Source organism: Hyphomicrobium nitrativorans NL23 (assembly GCF_000503895.1).
Classification (GTDB): Bacteria; Pseudomonadota; Alphaproteobacteria; order Rhizobiales; family Hyphomicrobiaceae; genus Hyphomicrobium_C; species Hyphomicrobium_C nitrativorans.
This window is the reverse complement of record NC_022997.1, coordinates 2,426,565-2,444,704: the sequence shown is the minus strand read 5'-3', so window position 1 is coordinate 2,444,704 and position 18,140 is coordinate 2,426,565. Positions and strand designations below refer to the sequence as shown.

The following is an 18,140-nucleotide window of genomic DNA, read 5'->3' as shown; positions in this document are numbered from 1 at the left end:
ACGAGGGAAGAGTTTTTCTGCGGCCCTACATGCCCTCGGGGCGGTAAGCGCCCGGCGGGATCAAGCCCACGACATAGGCGTGATGAAGCGCGTCGAGCTGTGCCCACAGGACGTTGCATTTGAATCGAACGGCTTCCACGCAGGCGTCCTGCAGTTCGCGGGTCGTCGCATAGGTTTTCACGAATTCGAGCGCGAAGGTGGCGTCGCGCGGGGCCTGCGAGAGACGGCGCTTGAAATAGGCCATGACGTCGTCGTTGACGAAGCCGTAGTTGGCCAGCATGCCGGCGATGCGCTCGCGGTGGATCGACGGCGCAAACAGCTCCGTGAGAGACGAGGCGGCCGCCACCACCAGCGGCTGCTCGACGACGAACCGCACGTAGGCTTCGACGGCAAAGCGCGTGGCGGGCAACGCACCCTTCATGCCTGTCACGTAATCGCGGTCGAGCCCGAGACAGTCCGTGAGCACGAGCCAGCGTTCGATGCCGCCTTCCTCTTCCGGCGGCGTGCCGTCGTGATCGTGGATACGGTGGATCCATTCGCGGCGCAGCGCGCGGTCGTGCGTACGGCTCATGAAGGCCGCGTCCTTGCGCGGGATCGCCTCCTGGTAGCAGTAGCGGTTGAGCGCCCAGGCCGCGACTTGCCCTTTCGAAAGCTTGCCGCCGTGCAGGAGCTTATGGAAGGGGTGAAGATCGTGGTAGCGCTCGGGTCCGACGGCGCGAAGTGCTGCTTCGAATTCGGCCGGGTTCCAGGGATTGTCTGCGGCTTCGATCTTTCTCACGAACTCGTTCATGGGCGCTCCTCCTCGCAATGGCCTCTGCCTTCGCGGCAGCGTGTTGCGGGCAGGATGCCGATGGCGAGGCATGTAGACTTGATCGCGGTCAAAACCGCGGATCACGCGGCGTTCAAAGCTACGTGTGCTCTTTTTTCGTTCTGCGGACGCAAGCTGAAAAAGGCATCGATCAAGGGGGGGCTTTGTGGATGGCCGCGGCAGTCCATGCGGAGCATGGCTCCGCCTTGACCCGCGGGGGTGCAGTCGCGCCCCGAGCCCTTCGGGCTGGAGTTCGTTCGGGCGCAATCCTGCCCTAGGCTCCAAACCCAATCAGGACGGCATCACGACGCGAGGGCTTTTGTTCGGCTGGCAGGAGCGAGGTCGCAGCAAACCTCTATGGTTTGCAAAACCTTGCGTCGTGCTGGAAGCACGCCTCCGGCATGAAGCGCTCGACCGATGCGTAGGCATCGCTCTTCGCGCTTCTCCTGGCCCTCGATCAATCTTATCTCATCGTGACGCCATCCTGATTGGGTTTGGAGCCTAGACTTACCAGTCGGCCGTCGCCCAATCGATGGTTTGGAAATCTGTGACCAGGGCCGCGACGTTGCCGTCCGCGTCGAAGCCAAACCACGACGCGTAGAAGCCGTCGCCCCATCCGCTGTGAAACATAATCGCGTTGGCGTCGCCCAGATCGAGGTCGAGCAGGAACGAGTAGGGGCCGATGACCTTCGGACCGTTCGCTTCGCCTTCGGTCTGCCAGTCTTCCCACGCATCGGGATTGGCATCGAGAAGTTGGCCGGCCGCTTTGCTCGCCACGGGATCGAAGAACGCGCCGGTTCCTGCGTCCACGCCGTAGCCGAAGATCTCGTCGTTTTTCAGCGTGGAGAGGCTCTGGCCTTCAGGCACGGCGAGCGACCAGCGCACGACGGGTGTTGCCGAGAAATCCACACGCGCGAATGCGACGCGAACACCCCCGCGCGGAAACTCTCCGACGGCGAGGCGCACGGGAAACACGCCGCGCGGCACCGCTTCAGCAAAGGGTTTGGCATCGCTGAGGGCAATGAAGGGGTCCGCGGCCGAGATGCGTCCGCTCGGAAGTTTCAGCGTGCCCGCTTCGACGGTCCTGAAGGGCACCGTTTCGACGACAGTCTCGCCGTTGAGCGTGGTCCGTGTCGCGACGGTAAAGCCCGGCGTGAACGCTTTCTCGAAGGCCGCCGTGTAGGCAGGCGGGTCGCCGGGCGCCGCGACGGCGCGCGCCGCCGGAAACAGCCCGGCAAGTGCGGCACCCAGAGCCGTGACGATCCGCTTCAGCATCCGGATCCCCGATCAGGCGGCTGGCTTCGTCATGGCCTTTTTCAGGTTCTCGTCGATCTTGTCGAGGAAGCCCGTCGTCGACAGCCACGTCTGGTCGGGACCGACAAGCAGCGCGAGATCCTTCGTCATGAAGCCCGCTTCGACGGTGTCGACGCACACTTTCTCCAGCGTGGCCGAGAAGCGGGCGAGATCGTCGTTGCCGTCGAGCTTGGCGCGATGGGCGAGGCCCCGCGACCAGGCGAAGATGGAGGCGATGGAATTGGTGGAGGTCTCCTTGCCCTTCTGGTGTTCGCGGTAGTGACGCGTGACCGTGCCGTGGGCGGCTTCGGCTTCCACCGTCCGGCCGTCGGGCGTCATGAGCACGCTCGTCATCAGACCGAGCGAGCCGAAGCCTTGCGCGACGGTGTCGGACTGCACGTCGCCGTCGTAGTTCTTGCAAGCCCAGACATAGCCGCCGGACCACTTCAAGGCGGACGCAACCATGTCGTCGATCAGGCGGTGCTCGTAGACGATCTTCTTGGCTTTGAAGGCGTCCGCGAACTCCGCATCGAAGACGTCTTGGAAGATGTCCTTGAAGCGGCCGTCGTACACTTTGAGAATGGTGTTCTTGGTCGAGAGGTAGACCGGATATCCGCGTCCGAGCCCGTAGTTGAACGAGGCCCGCGCGAAGTCACGGATGCTGTCGTCGAGATTGTACATGGCGAGCGCGATGCCGCTCGACGGAGCCTTGAACACCTCGCGCTCGATGACCTCGCCATCTTCGCCCTCGAAGCGCATCGTGAGGCGGCCCTTGCCGGGGAACTTGAAATCCGTCGCGCGGTACTGGTCGCCGAAGGCGTGGCGGCCGATGACGATGGGTTGAGTCCAGCCGGGCACGAGGCGCGGCACGTTGCGCGCGATGATGGGCTCGCGGAAGATCACGCCGCCCAGGATGTTGCGGATGGTGCCGTTCGGGCTCTTCCACATCTCCTTCAGCTTGAACTCTTCGACGCGCGCTTCGTCGGGCGTGATCGTCGCACACTTGACGCCGACGCCGTGCGTCTTGATGGCATTGGCGGCGTCGATGGTGATCTGGTCGTTGGTCTTGTCGCGGCTTTCGACGCCGAGGTCGTAATATTCAAGGTTCAGGTCGAGATAGGGATGGATCAGCTTGTCCTTGATGAGCTGCCAGATGATGCGTGTCATCTCGTCGCCGTCGAGTTCGACGACCGTGCCGGTCACCTTGATTTTCTGCATGAAACACGTGCCCTTGCGGTGGGAGGATTCGTTTGGGCCGACCTTAACCGCAGGTGTGCGATGCAACAAGCGGTGCGACGCGCGCCATTAGTTGGAGCTCTCGACAAAGCCGTCCGGCTCGGGCCACTCGTCGATGACGACTGCTGGGATTGTCTGTTTCCCTTGAAGGTAGGCCCGTGCGATGCGGTGGGCTCCATCCAGAACCTCACCCTTGGCCGTCATGATGATCGGATAGTTCAAATCAGCAGCGAAGATGTCACGCGCGCGCTCGGCGACTTTGCGGACCGTCGGCCGAACGTCCTTTGGGCCACCGAACCAAACGATGTCATCCAGGATATTCAGGTCCTCAAGTGGCATGGAAACTTGATGTTTTCCTTGCGCCGCCGCCCAAAGCGTTGACGTCCGCCAGAACGGGACGGACCCGTCGGGACGCGGAGCACCATAGAGAACCCTTTCGGCAGGTTTCGTCATTGAACAGAACCCCGAGGCTCATGCATGTGGTCAAGGAGCGCCTGCGGCAGAGGGAAGACTCCGGCCATACGGCCTATCCTGCAAAACCGCCCTCGTCGAGGAAGCGCTGTTCCTCCGGGGTGGTCTTTCGTCCAAGAATTGCGTTTCGATGCGGGAAGCGGCCGAACTGGCGGATGACGTCGCGATGGATCTCGGCGTATGCGAGCACTTCACCGCCGAGCGGCGTGAACAGCGCGACCGCGCGCTCCTGTTCTTCCAAATCTTCGGCGTGTTCGAAGGGCAGGTAGAAGAATGCGCGTAAATCGCTATCCACTGCTGTGTCGTGGCCCGCCTCGATGGCGGCTTTGGCGAGCGCGAGCGCCTTGGCGTCGGTCGCGAACATGCGGGGCGTGCCGCGGAACGCGTTGCGCGGGAACTGATCGAGCAGGATCATGAGCGCGAGCGCGCCTTCGGGCGTCGCACTCCACGTATCGAGATCGCCTCGCGCGGCTTTCTCGTGCAGCGCAAGGCCGCGGACCGTGAATTCGCGGTCGAAGTCGTCGGCCTTGGCGAACCAGCGCTTCGGCCCCGCGTCCCGCCAGAAGGCCACGACATCGGCGGCAGTAGAAAACGGCGTTGTCATCGGGCTCCTCCATTTCCGGTCGCACGATAGCCGTAGCATCGCGAAGCGGTAAGCACTACTCGCTAAGTCAGAATTAACGCGTCAGATGGGACATCATTGCTCTTCGGTGTTAAGCCCCTGCCATGACAAGCGTCGAAACATTTTCGCGGGACATCGAGATCCTTGCCGAAGCGGGCGAGCGCGTGCCGACCGTCGTCTCGCACGGGCTTTCGGTCGCTCAACTCGTGCATGCCTGTCACGAGAAGACCATCGACGACGGGCTTGCCGCCGTCGGCGCCTCCGATCTCGACCGCGCGGCGTTCGATCACATCCTCACCTATTGCGCCGAGCTTCGCTGCGAAGCGGATAACGCCACCTGTCCCGGCTGCAAGCGGCGGACGGAAGCCCACGGCATCCATTCGCTCGACGACTTCATCGCGCGGCACAAGGAAATCGTCGTTGGAGACGGCGCGGTGCGGCTTCTCGGCCAAGGCACCGAGACGCTCGCGACGCCCGCGCTTGCCGCACTGGAAAAGACGTGGTCCGGCGAGAACTATTGGTTCTGGGCACGGCGCGTGTTGCGCAAACTGCGTCATGGCATCCGGCGTGCGCACATCGCGGGCGAGGCCGTTGCGGGGCCGGGAGAAACGCCGGCCGTCGTTCTCATGGAGCCGCAACTCGCCGACAATATCGGCATGGTTGCGCGCGCGATGGCGAACTTCGGCCTCGACGATTTGCGCCTCGTTGCGCCGCGCGACGGATGGCCCAACGAAAAAGCGCGCATCGCGGCCTCGGGCGCCAACTACGTCATCGACGACGCTGTCGCATATCCGTCATTGGAGGCTGCGATTGGTGATGCCACCTTCGTGGTGGCGACGACCGCGCGTCAGCGCCCGCTCAAAAAGCCGGTGCTGACGCCGGAGCAGGCGATTGCTGCGCTGCGGGAGCGAATCGTGCGGGGCGAGCGCTGTGCGATCCTGTTCGGGCGCGAGAGAAACGGACTTGAGACGAGCGAACTGGCCAATGCCGACGCGCTTGTCATGATCCCCGTCAATCCGCGCTTTGCTTCCCTCAATCTTGCCCAGGCCGTTTTGCTCATGGGCTATCAGTGGGTGCGCGAAAGCGGTAAAGGAACGTTGGGGCGGGTCACGACGTACGAAACGCCTGTTTCGACGGGGCTTAATCTTGGAACGGATCGGCCGGCAAGCAAGGAGCAGCTTCTAGGCTTCTTCGCTCATCTGGAATCCGAACTCGATCGGCTCGGTTTCTTTAAACCGATGGAAAAACGCCCTTCTGTGGTCCAAAACTTGAGGACAATGTTCACCCGGATGGAGCTGACGGAGCAGGAAGTCCGGAGCCTTCGTGGTATAGTTGCCACTCTGGCTCTTGGCAAAGGTCGCGGGCGCAAGCCGTCCACATAGGCCGCCATGATCTTGCCAGGATTTAAGCAGAGCGATGCCCGCAAACCCGGCATAAGCCAGGGCCCCGGTGGCGAACGGTGCAGTGGCTCGTGACAGATAACAAAATGAGAGCTGAGCAGGGGCGAAGGATGCGGACGATGATCATGGCGATGAAGCGGACATGGGTCGGCGCGGCTTTGATGGCCGGCGCAGCGACGATGGTCCCGATGACGGCGGACGCGAGCGACGGCGAGCTCAGCGACCGCTCCGTGCAGGTGTTCATGGAATATGCGTGGTCGCTGACCCCGCAACAGTACAGCAAGCAGGACGGCACGGTCATTATCGTAGATAAGTCCAAGCCGGATCAGGCGATGGTGCCGGTCGACGTTGCGCGCGAAGTGATCCGTGTGGGCCGTATCTCGGCGCACGCGCAAGTTTGCAACCTTGCCGAGGAGCAGGTGCTGAACCATCGCTCGCTCATGCGCCGCGAGCTTGAGCGGAAAAAGTGGAGCGATCAGCAGACGCTCTATATCAACCAGCTTCACCTCACGACCGTGATGCTGCTCACCGGCAAGATCCGGCTGGTCGAGAAGGACGGCGACAAGGAAGTGGTGGTCGACGAGACCAAGGCGCCGCAGCAGACCTGTTCGGACGAACAGCGCGAGAAGGTTCGCGCTCTGATCACGGCCTACGTACAGTCCGGCCCGGCTCTCGCCTCGAACGATCGCGGCGCTGCCGCCGCGGCAACGAACGCGCCGGTCGAGCAGGAATAGAGGTCTTTACCTTCTTCCGACTCAAGCTGCGAGAAGCTTCGCTCAAGACGCGTCGTGCTATGTGGATGGCCGGCGCAGTCCATGCGAAGCATGGCTTCGCCATGACCGCCGGGCGCCCTTGACGCCTGAGGCCCTACGGGCCTGGATTTTCGAACCTAGGCCAAATCGCGGAGCGCTGTCGCTTAACCACTTCGACCGCAGCCGACCGGGCTGCGGGCGCGGGGCGCGACTGCGCCCCCGCGGCGAGTGCCGCGGCCATCCACAAAGCACAAGGCTTGTTGAGCGAAGCCTCTCTCAGCTTGAGTCGGCAGATGGTTAAAGATTGACGCGCGGAGACAGCTCGACTATGAAGCCCCGATGACGCGGGCCGTTTCGGCCCGCGTTCTCTATTGCGCACCCGCGGCAGGCCCACCTTTCGGGCCTGGCCTGTCGGCCCCCACCGGAAACGGCGTGAGGCAGAGGAGGGGCGCTCCAGGCTTTATTCCATCAGCAACTCTTGGAGTGCCGTTACAATGACCAAGCGCATCCGCGCCAAGCATAAGATCGACCGCCGCCTCACCGAGAACATCTGGGGCCGGCCGAAGAGCCCGCTCAACAAGCGCCAGAGCCGCCCCGGCCAGCACGGCGAGCGCCGCGTCTCGAAGCTTTCGGACTTCGGCCAGCAGCTTCGCGCCAAACAGAAGCTCAAGGGCTACTACGCCAACCTTTCCGAGCGCCAGTTCCACCGCCTTTACGTCGAGTCGAGCCGCGCCAAGGGTTCGACCTCGGAGCACCTGATCGGCCTTCTTGAGCGCCGCCTCGACGCCATCGTCTACCGCTCGAAGTTCGTGCCGACCGTGTTCGCCGCGCGCCAGTTCGTGTCGCACGGCCACGTGTCCGTGAACGGGCAGCGCGTGACGGTTCCGAGCTACCGCGTTCGCATCGGCGACGTGATCGAGGTGAAGGAGAAGTCGCGTCAGCTTCCGCTCGTTCTCGAAGCGATCAAGAGCGCCGAGCGCGACATCCCTGATTATCTCGAAGTCGACCAGAACAAGCTGACCGCGAAGCTCTCCCGCGTGCCGGCTCTTTCCGACGTGCCCTATCCGGTCACGATGGAGCCGAACCTGGTGGTCGAGTTCTACTCGCGCTAATCGCGTTTCAGCGATCGAAATTCAGAAGGCCGGCTCGCGAGAGCCGGCCTTTTCGTTTTTGGGGATTTTCGTATCGAGCCGTACCCGTGCCGCTACCGGATCGGGCCGCTGATGACGGTCACCTTGATCTTCGCGACGCCCTTCTTCTTGAAGCCGAGTTCCTCGGCGGCGGCGCGCGAGACGTCGAGCATGCGGCCCTTTCGATAAGGCCCCGAATTGTTCACGCGCACGAGAAGCTTCGTGCCGTTTTTCTCCAGCAACAGAATGGTGCCGTTCGGATAGACCGGGCTCGCTGCGTTGTCCGGCAGGTCTGGCCGGTGCTCCTCGCCGGACGAGAGGCGAGTGCACGGATTGAATTTGTCGACCTTGCAATCGTCGTAATAGGACGAAACGAGCACTTCCTCGTGGCCGACCAGTTTTTCCATCTCGTCCAGCGTTTTCACGCGGTGGCAGACCTTGTTGTAGCAATAGGTCTTGCCCGGCGTTTTGGCGGCGGCGGTGTCGGCATATGTGACGAAGGCCGCGCCTGCCAGCGCCGCCACGGCGAAAAAGGCGCGCCAAGGTGCGTGCGTCGTCATCCGGCGTTGTTCCCCGAAACTGTTCCCCGAAGAGCAGAACCAAACGCGCGATTCTGAGCCGAAGTATGGCCGGGGCCCGTCGTCCACGGATTTGAAGGGGCCTGCGGCGACGGGGTGCGGCTTCGCGTGGAACAAGCGGGCGGTTTCGTTCGTCCATTTATACGAATCGCTGTGCCGCGCACGGAGGTGCGCCGATTGACGGAGGATCTCGCGTGAGCAAGCGCCCTCTCGCCCCGACCGTCGTGTTCGATCTCGACGGAACGCTGGTCGATACCGTGGCGGACATCGCCGCTGCACTCGACCTCGCGCTCGCGCCTTACGGATGTAAGGCGACGAGCAGCGAAGAGGCGGCCGCCATGATGGGCGATGGCCTCTCGGGTTTCTTCTGGAAAGCGATGGTGGCGAAGCGCCTTGATCTCCCGGCGGACGACGCTGCGCTCGTCTATCAGCAGTTCCTGGCCGCCTACCGGCGAACGCCGGTGAGCGGATCGCGCACGTATCCGGGTATCCGGGATCTGCTCGAAGAGATCCGCGATTGCGGTGCGCACACGGCGGTGTGCACCAACAAGGTCGAGGACATCGCGATGGAGATCCTGACGCGGCTCGACCTCGTGGGGCTGTTCGATGCCATCGTCGGCCACGTGGGCGACAGGCCGAAAAAGCCGGATCCCCTGACGCTGATCGAAGCGATCGGCTCAGCAGGCGGGCGGCGCGAACGCGCGATCATGATCGGCGACACGGGCGCGGATGTCGGAGCCGCGATTGCCGCGGGCATTCCGGCGATCCTCGTGTCGTACGGCTACAGCCACGTGTCGACGCGTGCGCTTCAGACGTATGTCCACGTCGATAGCGTGGACGAACTCCGCGGAGCGGTGCTGCACTTCATGGCCGCCGGAGACCGGCGCGTGCGCTCGCAGGTGTACCGCTGACGCATTACGCCGGGCGATGTCGCCGTGCAGGGTTCGTCGGCAGCGTGACGGTTGGCGCCTGATCGCTGTCCGTTGACGGTCCGTCCGCTGCGACACGTGTTTCTGTCCGCTTGCTTGGAGCCTCGGGCGTCCGGCGTGCGGCCGGCACCGTATTCGCCCAGCCGTACGCGAGCATGGTGATGATGGCGGAGGCGGCGAAGAAGTAGACGCCCGGCAGCACGGTCGCTTCCGTATAGCCCGACGAATTCACGTAAAAGATGAGAAGGGCCAGCACCATCACGTCCGTCATGGAATAGCGGCCGAGCCATTCCATCGTTGCGATGGACTTCTTGCGGAACTCGGGCGGGATGTCGGGCGATGTTACCAGCGTCAGCAGATAGAACAGCTTCAGGAATGGGAAGAGGATCGAAAACAGGAACAGCACGACGGTGAGGAAGTACTCCTCGTTCTCGAACAGCGCCCAGATGATCGTCGCGATGGAATGCTCGTTCGTCCACACGTAGATGGTCGTAAAGCGGATCACGGGCAGGATCACGCCGAGCACGAAGAACACCGTGGCCACGATAATCAGGAACGACAGCACGAAGTTGCGGAACGGCGAGATATGCCGCGCCATCAGCGTTTGCGTCGTTGGCTCCTGAGGCGGCGGGCGCGCTGTCAGCCCTTCGTTGCGCAGCCACGCGTACGATAGGATCATCAGCACGACGGCCGCCGTGAAGTAATACACGCCCGACAGACTGGCCGCGTCGTAGACGCCCTGCGCCTTGATGAAGAAGATCGTGAGCGCGAGCACGAGCACGTCGTGCATGGACCACTTGCCGAGCCATTCGAGCGCTTTGAGGCGCGTATGCTGGCGCGTCAGCTCGGCTGCGGGAAGCGTCGAGAGCAACAGCAGATAAAGCAGCTTCAAGACAGGCAGCACAATCGAGAAGACGAACACGGTGAGGCCGAGGAACGTCTGGCCGTCGCGGATCAGCACCTCGACGGTCGACAGCAGCGAATGCTCGGTCGTCCAGAAGACGTATTTCGTAAGCCGCATGATCGGCAGCGAAATGCCGAGCGCAAGGCAGACGGCGGCGCCGATGATGGCGAGGCTCAACAGAAATCGCCGCCCCCCCAAACGCATCGATGATCCCTACTTTTGCCGGCTATTGTCGCGCCGAGTAGAAGTGGCGCGAACGGCTTTTTTTGTTCGGATACAAGCTTCCCGCCGCTTGTGTCACCCAACAAAAAACAGCAATACCAGCGGCGCGTCAGCGCCCGGGAGCAAGGCGACCCGCGGCAAGTGCCGCGGCTATCCACGCGGCATCCGCTCTCTGTCGAGCAAGCTTCCCGCCGCTTGTGTCACCCAATAAAAATGCAATCACCCATGATTGCTGTGCGGGATGCCCTTTTCGTGGATCAGGGTGTGGAGTTCGCCGGCCTGGAACATCTCGCGCACGATGTCGGCGCCGCCGATGAACTCGCCTTTCACGTAAAGCTGCGGGATCGTGGGCCAGTTGCTGTAAGTCTTGATGCCTTCGCGCACGTCCTGGTCGTCCAGCACGTTCACGTCCTGGAAGGGGACGCCGAGGTGGAGAAGGATCTGGGCGACCTGGGCCGAGAAGCCGCACTGGGGAAACTGGGCGGTGCCTTTCATGAACAGCACCACGTCGTTGGATTCGATGGTCTTCTTGATGGCCTCGTGGGCGGCGGATTCGCTCATGATCGGGTCTTCCTTGATTTAGCCCCGCCGCTGACGGCGGAAATATGCACTGCTCGGGCTAGATGTGGCGTGGGGTTGGCCGTTGTCAATTGCACTGGTCAATCGGGCGGCGATTGGGTCGTCAGCGCCAGCGCGTGAAGCACGCCGCCCATGCGCCCGCCGAGGGCGTCATAGACCATCTGGTGCTGTTGGACGCGGCTTTTGCCCTTGAAGGCACGCGTCACGACGCGGGCGGCAAAGTGGTCGCCGTCTCCGGCAAGATCCTGGATTTCGACGGTGGCGTCCGGGAACTTGGCCTTGATCAGGCTTTCGATCTCGCGCGGGTCCATAGGCATGAGGCGGTGGGTACTCCGTTTGAAAAGGCTAGACCATGATCGCATCGGACCCAATCAGTCCGAAGCGTGAATCATCGGTCTCATCAAAGAGATAGAGCGTCCGATCCGATCCCATCGGATCGGAAAACGCTCACGAGGCCACCCGTTTGGGGGCGGCCTCGCGAGATTACCGTGCCTGCAGGGGGAGGGAAAGGCCGCCTCAGGGAGACGGGGTGGCGCAGGGACCGATGATGGCTGGCTGCTCGATGCTGCCCGTCTCGATGGCGGATTTCGCGGTCGCGATCTGGATCGCGGGCGGCTCGATGGTGCTCGTCGATGCGATCAGCGGCGCGAGGCGCCCGAGCGTGGTCCACATCGGCTCGTCGGTCGCGCGGGCCTGGGAGATCAAAGTTTCCGCTTCGCGGGTGGCGGCGGCCAAACCGTCGCGCGCCTTGTTGGATGCGATCTCCTGCAAGCGCGTTTCGCGGGCCGTCCGATAGGCTGCGAGCGACCGGCGGATTTCCGTGTTGCGCTCGGCGGTGAACGCCATCATGTGGCTGTCGTCGAGGCGGTAGGGCGCGGTTTCGGTTGCGCGGCGCCGATCGTAGGCGCGGGCTGCAAGCTCGCGGGTGAGCAGAGCGGCGCGATCGCGTTCGCGGGCTTTCGCGGCTCGCTGCATGGAGCGTGCGATTTCGCCGTTACGCTCCATCGTGAACAGGATCGTCTGGATTTTCGCGTGGATCTCGCTCGTCTCCGCGAGCGTCGGCAGGGCGACCGCGTCGCCGGCGTGGCTCGGCGATTGCTGGTCGAGCGATAGGGGGATCAGGGCTGCAGCGAGCAGGCCCAAGGTTGTCGCTTTACGCATAACTCACTCCACTCAAGCGATGGCTTGGGAGGGATTATGGCGCATTTGAGTTAAATTATTCGCACATCGAATTCTTTCATATCATTGATAATATTACATATTTCTAGCATATGTAAAGGTTCTGTTTAGGCTGTTCTCCGGTTTGCAGGGCCGCGCAGGGAATGTCCGCGCGCGGTCTTGGCGAGACTTGGCGCTCCATCGAGGGCATGCGAAGACAGCGTGAGGCTCAGGCAAGGACGTGATGGGGCATGGCACAGCGCGACAAGTTCTACATCAACGGTGAGTGGGTCGCCCCCGTCGAGGGCGGACGCTCGTTCCCGGTCGTCAATCCGGCCACCGAAGAGGTGATGTACGAGATCGCGCTCGGCTCCGCGGCGGACGTGGATCGGGCCGTTGCCGCCGCCCGCGCCGCGTGGCCCGCCTTCGCCGCGACAACGCGCGAAGAGCGGCTCGCACTGCTTGAGCGGGTGATGCAAGTCTACCGCAAGCGCATGAAAGACATTGGCCGCGCAATCTCGGACGAGATGGGCGCGGCACAGCCCTTCGCGGAGCGCATTCAGGCCGGTGCGGGCCTCGGCCAGATCATGACCGTGTACGACGCGCTCAAGACGTATCCGTTCGAGGAACGCCTCAGAAGCGCGATGATCACGCGCGAGGCTATTGGCGTCGCGGGGATGGTGACGCCGTGGAACTGGCCGCTCAACCAGATCGGCTGCAAGGTCGCGCCTGCGCTTGCGGCGGGCTGCGCGATGATCCTGAAGCCTTCCGAATACACGCCGACGTCGGCGCTTATCTTTGCTGAAGTTCTGGACGAAGCGGGCGTGCCGCCCGGCGTGTTCAACCTCGTCAACGGGCTTGGGCCGGATGTGGGCGTCGCGCTTTCCTCGCATCCCGATATCGACACGATCTCGTTCACGGGATCGACGCGGGCGGGCATCGACGTTGCAATCCGCGCCGCACCGACGGTGAAGCGTGTGAGCCAGGAGCTTGGCGGCAAGTCGCCCAACATCATTCTGGCCGATGCCGACTTCGAGAAGGCCGTCACGGGCGGTGCCCGTCACTGCTTCAATAACGTCGGTCAATCGTGCAACGCGCCGACGCGGATGCTGGTGCCGGCCGACCGCATGAAGGACGCCGCGCGGATCGCGGCGGGCGTTGCCGATAGCCTCAAGGTGGGCGATCCGAACGAGGCGGGCACCGATCTCGGCCCTGTCGTGAACAAGACGCAGTGGGAGAAGATCCAGAAGCTCATCGAGACCGGCGTCGAGGAGGGTGCAACGCTTGCGGCTGGCGGTCCGGGCCGTCCGCAGGGGCTCAACAAAGGCTTCTTCGTCCGCCCCACCGTGTTCGCGGACGTTCAACCCGACATGACGATCTCGCGCGAGGAGATCTTCGGCCCCGTGCTCTCGATCATTCCCTACGCGAGCGAGGACGAGGCGGTGCGCATCGCCAACGACACGCCCTACGGCCTTGCGGGCTACGTTTCGTCCGGCGACGTCGCGCGCGCGCGCGATGTGGCGCGCCGGATCCGCGCGGGCAACGTGAACATCAACGGCGCGGGGAACGAACAGCACGCGCCCTTCGGCGGCATGAAGCAATCCGGCAACGGGCGCGAGTGGGGCCGCTTCGGCATCGACGAGTTCGTCGAGGTGAAGGCGGTGAGCGGCTGGGGATTTGAGGATTAGGGGGCGCGGCGCATACCGTATTGCGGCGTGTCTTAGAGCGGCAATCATCGCAGAGGGCGTGCGCAAGCGCTGGAGACCTTATCATGCAGGCCACACACCGCTTTTCCTTCCTCTCCCTTGCAGTCCTTTCCGTAGGGATGTCGCTCGCCTGGGTATCCGCTGCGCCCGCCCAGCCGCCGTCGCCATCGGCGCCCGGATCGTCTGCTGCGGTTGAGGAGGATCTGACGCTTGTCGTGGGGACGCGGTTCGTTTCGCCAGAGACGGACGGCGTCTCGCCCAAGGCGCAATTCACCGACGCGCGCATTGCGCTATCTGCGTTCAACGCGACCGATCACTGCGTGGATCAGCGCGCGCTTGAGCTGGCCATGGAGTACTTCAACAGCCTCGGCCCCACGCTCGGCAGGGCCGGTCACTATTATTTCGTGCCCGATGCCGAACTCGCGAAGGCCGCGTCCATGTGCGAACGGCAGCACGGACAACCGCCGCGGGCGTGGGTCGAAGCCAAAACGCGCGTCATCGCGTTCGGACGGATCGTGCCCACCGCCGACGCGCCTGCGCTGGAACGCTCCATCCGGTGATGCAACGGCCGATGGCACGTCATCGGCACCGTCGTTTTATTTGCCGAGGCTCGACGTTGCTCCGCGGATCGCGCCGCCGATAAGCCCGCCTATTGCGCCCGTGAAGACGCGAACCGTGCCAGCCATGCTTGAGGCAAAGCCACCCGCGACGGCTTGGAGTTCGGCATCTGTCAGATAGCCCTCGTCGGCACGAGCGATTTCGGCTTCAATCGCCTGCGAGGGGGCGTTCGCATTCTTGTCGACCATTGTCTGTGTCTCGATAGTTGGTTGTTAGCGCTTCGCGGGGCCGTTGAAGCCTGCGCGGACGCCGTCCATCCCGCCTTCGAACGCACCGACCGCGACGTCCTTGACGAATTTTCCAACACTGGTCACGGCGCCGATAATGAAGCCGCCGGCGACGGCATCGAGTTCGGCATCCGTCAGGTTTTCGTGGGCAGCGCTTGGGGCGCCGTCTTGGTTGCCGTTCGTGAGATCTGTCATTTGATGATCCGTCTCTTCCTGCGCATGATGCGTGGTGGCCTGACAGGATCATGACAAATCTGCCGAGAGGCGTTTGCCTGGACGTCCAAGAATATTTTCAGAACGTCCAATCGTTCGCAGCGGCAGAGACCCGTTCGCGCAGAACGCGTCCCCGCGTTGCCGTGTCGCCGTCAGACGTGGCCGATGAACGGCTTTTGACGCAGGAAGCGCCCAGTCTCAAGACTGTCGAGGATGAAGCTCGCGACCTCGGCGCGGGTGACGGACGTCAATTGCAGCGCGTCCGGGATGTCCGTGTGGACCTGCCACGCGCCGGTCCCTGCCTTGGCGGCGAATGGCGCGGGTCTGATGATGGTCCAATCCAAATTGCTCCGCTCGATGATGTCTTCTTGCCGGTCCTTGTCAGCATAGCGGTTTCGCGTGAAGAGCGGGTAGATGACGGCGTTGTAAAACCAGCCGCCGTGGCCCTTGCTGTCGCCGGCCCCAACCCCCGTCACCGCGATCAGGCGTCTCACACCAGCAGCGTTCATCGCGCCGATGACCGCCTTTGTGCTCTCAGAGAACAAGGTCGTGCGGCCGATCCTGTCGACGCCGAGACACAGCACGACGGCGTCGTGACCGGCGACGTGCCGCCGCAGAAAGGCTTCATCGGTGGGTGAGCCGACGACGATGCTGACGGCCGCGCTTGACGTCAGTTTGTCTGGCTTGCGGGTTTGCGCGGTCACGCAGTGTCCGCGCGCAACGGCTTGCTCCAGCAAACAGGACCCCACGCCACCCGATGCGCCCAGCACAAGCAATCGCATAGCGTCTCCGATCTTCGCCGGAAAAGCGAAACGCGCTCTACGGCCTGGGAGCCTACAACTCGCCCGCCATGTACTGCGGCAGCCAGCTCTCGTTGATCTCCGCGAGGTCCGAGAGCGGCAGCGGGTCTTCGCCCTTCAACACGATGGAATCGCCGCCGGTACGGCCGACGATGCGGGCGGGAAGGGCCAGCAGGCGCGCGCGCTCGATCACTTCCTCGGCCTTTGCGGGATCGACGGAGAGCACGTAGCGGCCCTGGTCCTCGCCAAACCAGATCGCGTGGTGGGGGAGCTTGCCTTCGTAGGCGAACAACTCGACGCCGAGGCGTGCGCCCGTCACGGGATCGAGGGAGGCGAGCGCCATCTCCGCAATCGCCACCAGCAGCCCGCCGTCCGAGACGTCGTGCACCGCCGACACCTTCTTCTCGCGGATCAGCGCGCGCACGAGGCGGCCCGCCTTGATCTCGTCGGCGAGGTCGACCGGGGGCGGTGCGCCTTCGAGCTTCTCGCAGATAATCTCCTGATAGAGCGACTGGCCGAGCCAGCCCTGCTCGCGGCCGATGGCGATCAGGAGATCGCCGTCGCGCTTCAGGCGGATGTCGGCCATGAACGCGATGTCGGGGATGAGGCCGACGCCGCCGATGGCCGGAGTGGGCGGGATGCCGACGCCGTTGGTCTCGTTGTAAAGCGAGACGTTGCCCGACACGACGGGATAGTCGAGCACGCGGCAGGCTTCCGCCATGCCTTTTACGGAGCCCACGAACTGCCCCATGATCTCGGGCCGCTCGGGGTTGCCGAAATTCATGTTGTCGGTGATGGCGATGGGATCGGCGCCGACGGCGGTGAGGTTGCGCCAGGTTTCGACAACGGCCTGCTTGGTGCCCATCTCCGGGTCGGCCGCGACATAGCGGGGAGTGACGTCGCAGGTGGCGGCGATGCCCTTCTTCGTGCCGTGCACGCGCACGACGGCGGCGTCGCCGCCCGGTCGGCCCACGGTGTCGCCCATCACCATGTGATCGTACTGTTCCCACACCCAGCGGCGCGAGGCGAGCGCGGGCGCGCCCATCATCGTCTTCAACGCGTTGAGATTGCCGTTCGGCGCCTTGACCCACTGCGGCAGCACGGGCTGCGGGGGAACGTGCGCAAACCACGGACGCTCGTAGATCGGCGCCGAGTTCGCGAGCACCGGCACCGGAAGATCGGCTTCCACCTTGCCCTTGTGCGTCACAACCATGCGGCCGGTGTCTGTGGTGACGCCGATGACGGCGAAGTCGAGGCCCCATTTCGTGAAGATCGCTTCGGCCTCGGGCTCGCGGCCGGGCTTCAGGATCATGAGCATGCGCTCCTGGCTTTCCGAGAGCATCATCTCGTAGGCCGTCATGTTCTCTTCGCGCTGAGGCACGTGGTCGAGGTTCAGCTCGATGCCGACGCCACCCTTGTCGGCCATTTCGGACGTCGAGGACGTGAGGCCCGCAGCCCCCATGTCCTGGATCGCAATGATGGCATCCGAAGCCATCAGCTCCAGGCAGGCTTCGATCAACAGTTTCTCGGTGAAGGGATCGCCGACCTGCACGGTCGGGCGCTTCTCTTCCGATTTGTCGTCGAACTCGGCAGAGGCCATCGTCGCGCCGTGGATGCCGTCGCGTCCGGTCTTCGAGCCCGTGTAAACGACGGGAAGGCCGACGCCCTTGGCGGCGGAATAGAAGATCTTGTCCGTCTTCGCGAGACCGACGCACATCGCGTTGACGAGGATGTTGCCGTTGTAGCCTGCGTTGAAGTTCACTTCGCCGCCGACGGTGGGCACGCCCACGCAATTGCCGTAACCGCCGATGCCGGAGACGACGCCCGAGACGAGGTGGCGCGTCTTCGGGTGCGAAGGATCTCCGAAGCGCAGCGCGTTCAAGTTCGCGACCGGGCGCGCGCCCATCGTGAACACGTCGCGCATGATGCCGCCGACGCCCGTTGCCGCGCCCTGGTAAGGCTCGATGTAGGACGGATGGTTGTGGCTCTCCATCTTGAAGATGGCCGCGTCGCCGTCGCCGAGATCGACCACGCCCGCGTTCTCGCCTGGGCCCTGGATCACCTTGGCGCCGGAGGTCGGCAGCGTCTTCAGCCAGAAGCGGCTCGACTTATAGGAGCAGTGCTCGCTCCACATGACCGAGAAAATGCCAAGCTCCGTCATGCTGGGCTCGCGGCCGAGGATCTTGAGCAGGCGCTGATATTCGTCGGGCTTGAGCCCGTGCGCGGCGACGACCTCGGGGGTGATCTCGGGGGGTGCGGTATCCTGCATCTCTGGCTTTCGGGTCTCTCGCGGGGAAGGCTGTCGCCTGAGGCTACAGGTCCTGTAACCGTGGGCTCCATCTGACGCGGAGCTTATAGCGGCTGCCGCCGCGCTTGTCGCTTCCGGGACGGCCTTCTTCGCTGCGCGCTTCATCGCATCCTCGAAATGGATATGCTCCGGAGAGGGATTAGAAAGCGCCGAGCCGTTCGCAAGGCGGTGCGACATCTGAGTTAA

20 protein-coding genes are annotated in these 18,140 nt (G+C 63.6%); 6 read left to right on the top strand and 14 right to left on the bottom strand.

Annotated elements, in window-relative coordinates:
- Positions 1–25: 25 nt before the first annotated feature.
- The 5 genes from pqqC to W911_RS11395 all read right to left on the bottom strand — a co-directional run bounded on the left by pqqC (position 26) and on the right by W911_RS11395 (position 4,412).
- Positions 26–790, bottom strand: coding sequence for a pyrroloquinoline-quinone synthase PqqC (gene pqqC, locus W911_RS11415; RefSeq protein WP_023787697.1), 765 nt, complete (start codon positions 788–790; stop codon positions 26–28).
- A gap of 525 nt (positions 791–1,315) precedes the next feature.
- Entirely contained in the window at positions 1,316–2,083 is a 768-nt protein-coding gene (locus W911_RS11410) for a DUF4241 domain-containing protein (protein ID WP_023787696.1), read from the bottom strand.
- A 12-nt stretch (positions 2,084–2,095) separates the two neighbouring features.
- A complete protein-coding gene (locus W911_RS11405) occupies positions 2,096–3,319 on the bottom strand; it encodes an NADP-dependent isocitrate dehydrogenase (protein ID WP_023787695.1) in 1,224 nt (407 codons plus the stop codon).
- A gap of 87 nt (positions 3,320–3,406) precedes the next feature.
- Complete coding sequence (locus W911_RS11400; RefSeq protein ID WP_023787694.1) at positions 3,407–3,676, bottom strand: ParB N-terminal domain-containing protein; 270 nt, start codon at positions 3,674–3,676, stop codon at positions 3,407–3,409.
- Between the two features lie 187 nt (positions 3,677–3,863).
- Entirely contained in the window at positions 3,864–4,412 is a 549-nt protein-coding gene (locus W911_RS11395) for a DUF924 family protein (RefSeq protein ID WP_023787693.1), read from the bottom strand.
- A gap of 122 nt (positions 4,413–4,534) precedes the next feature.
- On the opposite strand from W911_RS11395, the gene W911_RS11390 reads away from it, so the two are divergent.
- The 3 genes from W911_RS11390 (at position 4,535) to rpsD (ending at position 7,694) form a co-directional block, all read left to right on the top strand.
- Positions 4,535–5,812: an RNA methyltransferase gene (locus W911_RS11390; RefSeq protein WP_023787692.1), complete on the top strand. Its 1,278-nt coding sequence runs from the start codon at positions 4,535–4,537 to the stop codon at positions 5,810–5,812.
- Between the two features lie 128 nt (positions 5,813–5,940).
- Positions 5,941–6,564 (top strand): hypothetical protein, encoded by a 624-nt coding sequence (locus W911_RS11385; RefSeq protein ID WP_023787691.1) that lies wholly within the window; start codon positions 5,941–5,943, stop codon positions 6,562–6,564.
- A 512-nt stretch (positions 6,565–7,076) separates the two neighbouring features.
- Positions 7,077–7,694: a 30S ribosomal protein S4 gene (gene rpsD, locus W911_RS11380; protein WP_023787690.1), complete on the top strand. Its 618-nt coding sequence runs from the start codon at positions 7,077–7,079 to the stop codon at positions 7,692–7,694.
- A 92-nt stretch (positions 7,695–7,786) separates the two neighbouring features.
- Here rpsD and W911_RS11375 read toward each other — a convergent pair whose 3' ends face one another.
- On the bottom strand, positions 7,787–8,272 hold the full coding sequence (locus W911_RS11375) for a septal ring lytic transglycosylase RlpA family protein (RefSeq protein ID WP_023787689.1): 486 nt from the start codon (positions 8,270–8,272) through the stop codon (positions 7,787–7,789).
- Between the two features lie 212 nt (positions 8,273–8,484).
- On the opposite strand from W911_RS11375, the gene W911_RS11370 reads away from it, so the two are divergent.
- Positions 8,485–9,201, top strand: coding sequence for an HAD family hydrolase (locus W911_RS11370; RefSeq protein ID WP_023787688.1), 717 nt, complete (start codon positions 8,485–8,487; stop codon positions 9,199–9,201).
- Between the two features lie 4 nt (positions 9,202–9,205).
- Here the strand turns inward: W911_RS11370 and W911_RS11365 are convergent, their stop codons facing one another.
- The 4 genes from W911_RS11365 to W911_RS11350 all read right to left on the bottom strand — a co-directional run bounded on the left by W911_RS11365 (position 9,206) and on the right by W911_RS11350 (position 12,085).
- Positions 9,206–10,300, bottom strand: coding sequence for a paraquat-inducible protein A (locus tag W911_RS11365; RefSeq protein WP_244438505.1), 1,095 nt, complete (start codon positions 10,298–10,300; stop codon positions 9,206–9,208).
- Positions 10,301–10,564: 264 nt separating this feature from the next.
- Positions 10,565–10,906 (bottom strand): Grx4 family monothiol glutaredoxin, encoded by a 342-nt coding sequence (gene grxD / locus W911_RS11360; protein ID WP_023787686.1) that lies wholly within the window; start codon positions 10,904–10,906, stop codon positions 10,565–10,567.
- 98 nt (positions 10,907–11,004) lie between these two features.
- Positions 11,005–11,241, bottom strand: a complete 237-nt coding sequence (locus tag W911_RS11355) for a BolA family protein (protein ID WP_023787685.1) — start codon at positions 11,239–11,241, stop codon at positions 11,005–11,007.
- 199 nt (positions 11,242–11,440) lie between these two features.
- Positions 11,441–12,085 (bottom strand): hypothetical protein, encoded by a 645-nt coding sequence (locus W911_RS11350; protein ID WP_023787684.1) that lies wholly within the window; start codon positions 12,083–12,085, stop codon positions 11,441–11,443.
- Between the two features lie 248 nt (positions 12,086–12,333).
- Here W911_RS11350 and W911_RS11345 point away from each other — a divergent pair, with 248 nt between their 5' ends.
- Positions 12,334–13,770: an aldehyde dehydrogenase family protein gene (locus tag W911_RS11345; RefSeq protein ID WP_023787683.1), complete on the top strand. Its 1,437-nt coding sequence runs from the start codon at positions 12,334–12,336 to the stop codon at positions 13,768–13,770.
- Between the two features lie 83 nt (positions 13,771–13,853).
- Complete coding sequence (locus W911_RS11340; protein WP_023787682.1) at positions 13,854–14,348, top strand: hypothetical protein; 495 nt, start codon at positions 13,854–13,856, stop codon at positions 14,346–14,348.
- Between the two features lie 36 nt (positions 14,349–14,384).
- Here W911_RS11340 and W911_RS11335 read toward each other — a convergent pair whose 3' ends face one another.
- The 4 genes from W911_RS11335 to purL form a co-directional block, all read right to left on the bottom strand.
- Positions 14,385–14,594 (bottom strand): hypothetical protein, encoded by a 210-nt coding sequence (locus W911_RS11335; RefSeq protein WP_023787681.1) that lies wholly within the window; start codon positions 14,592–14,594, stop codon positions 14,385–14,387.
- A gap of 24 nt (positions 14,595–14,618) precedes the next feature.
- Positions 14,619–14,828, bottom strand: coding sequence for a hypothetical protein (locus tag W911_RS11330; protein WP_023787680.1), 210 nt, complete (start codon positions 14,826–14,828; stop codon positions 14,619–14,621).
- Between the two features lie 170 nt (positions 14,829–14,998).
- Positions 14,999–15,628, bottom strand: coding sequence for an NAD(P)-dependent oxidoreductase (locus tag W911_RS11325; protein ID WP_023787679.1), 630 nt, complete (start codon positions 15,626–15,628; stop codon positions 14,999–15,001).
- A gap of 52 nt (positions 15,629–15,680) precedes the next feature.
- Positions 15,681–17,915, bottom strand: coding sequence for a phosphoribosylformylglycinamidine synthase subunit PurL (gene purL, locus W911_RS11320; RefSeq protein ID WP_023787678.1), 2,235 nt, complete (start codon positions 17,913–17,915; stop codon positions 15,681–15,683).
- Positions 17,916–18,140: the final 225 nt, after the last annotated feature.